Genomic DNA, 2146 nt, shown 5'->3' with positions numbered 1-2146 from the left:
CCCGGCCCCGGCGGCCCCGTATCACACCTCCTGCCCGGGGGTGCCCCCCCGGCCCCCCGCGACGGTAATCCAGGTCAGGCGACCGACGTGCTCGTCGAACTGGAGGTGCTGCTCGACGTCGCGCTGCTCGACGAGGACGAGCCGGAATCCGAGCCGGACGAGGAACCGTTGGACGAGGAACCGTTGTCGGACTTGCCGGTGTCACCCGCGGGGACGGCGCCGCCGCGGCTGTCGGTGCGGTAGAAGCCGCTGCCCTTGAAGACGATGCCGACCGAATTGAACAGCTTGCGCAGCTTTCCTGAGCACTGGTCGCAGACGGTCAGCGCATCGTCGGAGAACGACTGAACGATGTCGAACCGGTTGTCACACTCGGTGCACGCATACGAATAAGTTGGCACAGCATCCTCCGCGAGTCTTGTCGACTTAGCACTCTACCGCCGACAGTGCCAACGTCGCTAGTCGGGGTGGTGTTCCACGGTCCCCGGACCGTCGGCAGATCCTTCCAGCCGGACCAGGCCACCGCCGGGAGTCAGCACCCAGCCCACACGTACATCGTGCTCCTCCTCGGGCAGGCGCGCCACGAACTCCTCGTCGCGCACCACCGCGATCAACCGCGCCCCCCGGCCGGCGGCGCCGAGCGTGCGGTCGTAGTAACCGGCCCCGCGCCCGAGCCGGACCCCGCGCCGGTCCACCGCAAGCGCAGGCACCAGGATCACCTCGGCCTCGGCGACGACCTCCGGCCCGAGCTCCCGGCCCGCGGGCTCGAGCAGCCCGTAGCGCGCGCGGCGCAGATCGGCCGCACCGGTGTACTCGCCCCAGGTCAGCGCGCCCGGCGCGCCGGTCACCGGCAGCAGCACGCGCGTGCCGCCGGAGCGCAGTTCGTCCAGCATGGCGGTGGAGCCGGGTTCACCGCGGACCGGTACATAGGCGCACGCCACCGCCGCCCCGCGCAACGCGCGCACCGCCACGGCGAGCGCGGCGGCCTCGGCGTCGTGGCGGCTCGGATCGACCTCGGCGCGGCGCGCGAGAATTTCCGCGCGCCATGTCTGTTTGTCCCGCTGACGGGGCATCCCCATGGGGATCACCTTAAGCTCAGCCGCAGCCGCAACGTCGCGACGACGTTCAACGGCGGTGTCATGGATGGATAGGGTATGCGTATGACAGCAAAAGCCGGACAGTCCGCGCAGAGCGCGCCGCAGGGGGCGGCGTCGTGCTTCCGCACGGCCGTCGTACCGGCGGCGGGGCTGGGCACGAGGTTCCTGCCTGCGACGAAGACGGTGCCCAAGGAACTGCTGCCGGTGGTCGACACCCCCGGCATCGAACTGGTGGCCTCCGAGGCCGCCGATTCCGGCGCACAGCGCCTGGTGATCGTCACCTCACCCGGCAAGGACGGCGTGGTCGCGCACTTCGTCGAAGATCTGGTCCTGGAGAGCACGCTCGCCGAGCGCGGCAAATTCCAGCTGCTGGAGAAGGTCCGCAAGGCGCCCGCGCTGCTGGACGTCACCTCGGTGGTGCAGGAGGAGCCGCTCGGCCTCGGTCACGCGGTGGCCCAGGCCGAGAGCGTGCTCGACGACGACGAGGATGCCGTTGCGGTGCTGCTGCCCGACGACCTCGTGCTGCCCTGCGGCGTGCTCGACGTGATGAGCCGGGTGCGGCGCAAGCGCGGCGGCAGCGTGCTGTGCGCGATCGACGTACCGAAGGACCAGGTCAGCGCCTACGGCGTGTTCGACGTCGCGCCGGTGCCCGACGCGGTCAACCCGAATGTGCTGCGGGTCAAGGGCATGGTGGAGAAGCCCGCCCTGGCCGACGCGCCGTCGACCTACGCGGCCGCCGGCCGGTACCTGCTCGACCGGGCGATCTTCGACGCGCTGCGGCGCATCGAGCCCGGCGCGGGCGGCGAGCTGCAACTGACCGACGCCATCGCGCTGCTGATCGCCGAGGGGCATCCGGTGCATGTGGTGGTCCACCGTGGGTCGCGCCACGATTTGGGCAACCCGGGCGGTTATCTTCGAGCAGCGGTCGATTTCGCCCTCGAACGGGAGGAATACGGCCCCGCCCTGCGCGAGTGGCTGCACCATCGGCTCAGCGCGGACTGGGATCCGCAGCTGACGTCCGACGAGTAGGAGCCGCGCCTGGCGCGCCCGCG

General features: G+C 71.0%; 3 protein-coding genes. 1 reads left to right on the top strand and 2 read right to left on the bottom strand.

Translation table 11 applies throughout. From position 1 onward, the window contains the following. Positions 1-74 precede the first annotated feature (74 nt). Together QH283_RS21125 and QH283_RS21120 are read right to left on the bottom strand one after the other, a co-directional pair. Positions 75-398 carry an FmdB family zinc ribbon protein gene (locus tag QH283_RS21125; RefSeq protein WP_280504709.1) on the bottom strand — a complete coding sequence of 108 codons (324 nt, stop codon included), beginning with the start codon at positions 396-398 and terminating at the stop codon, positions 75-77. Positions 399-455: 57 nt separating this feature from the next. Then, positions 456-1076: a 5-formyltetrahydrofolate cyclo-ligase gene (locus QH283_RS21120; RefSeq protein WP_280504708.1), complete on the bottom strand. Its 621-nt coding sequence runs from the start codon at positions 1074-1076 to the stop codon at positions 456-458. A gap of 81 nt (positions 1077-1157) precedes the next feature. Here QH283_RS21120 and QH283_RS21115 point away from each other — a divergent pair, with 81 nt between their 5' ends. Beyond that, complete coding sequence (locus QH283_RS21115) at positions 1158-2123, top strand: UTP--glucose-1-phosphate uridylyltransferase (protein WP_280504710.1); 966 nt, start codon at positions 1158-1160, stop codon at positions 2121-2123. The last annotated feature ends 23 nt before the right edge of the window (positions 2124-2146 follow it).

The sequence above is a fragment of the Nocardia farcinica genome (assembly GCF_029867845.1).
In the GTDB taxonomy this organism is placed as follows: domain Bacteria; phylum Actinomycetota; class Actinomycetes; order Mycobacteriales; family Mycobacteriaceae; genus Nocardia; species Nocardia farcinica_A.
Note: the sequence above shows the minus strand (reverse complement) of the source record. Positions and strands in the feature narration are given on the sequence as shown.

Excerpts from the sequence above, each read along its gene's own strand:
- QH283_RS21120 (WP_280504708.1), bottom strand. The coding sequence starts at position 1,076 with ATGGGGATGCCCCGTCAGCGGGACAAACAGACATGGCGCGCGGAAATT.
- QH283_RS21115 (WP_280504710.1), top strand. The coding sequence starts at position 1,158 with ATGACAGCAAAAGCCGGACAGTCCGCGCAGAGCGCGCCGCAGGGGGCG.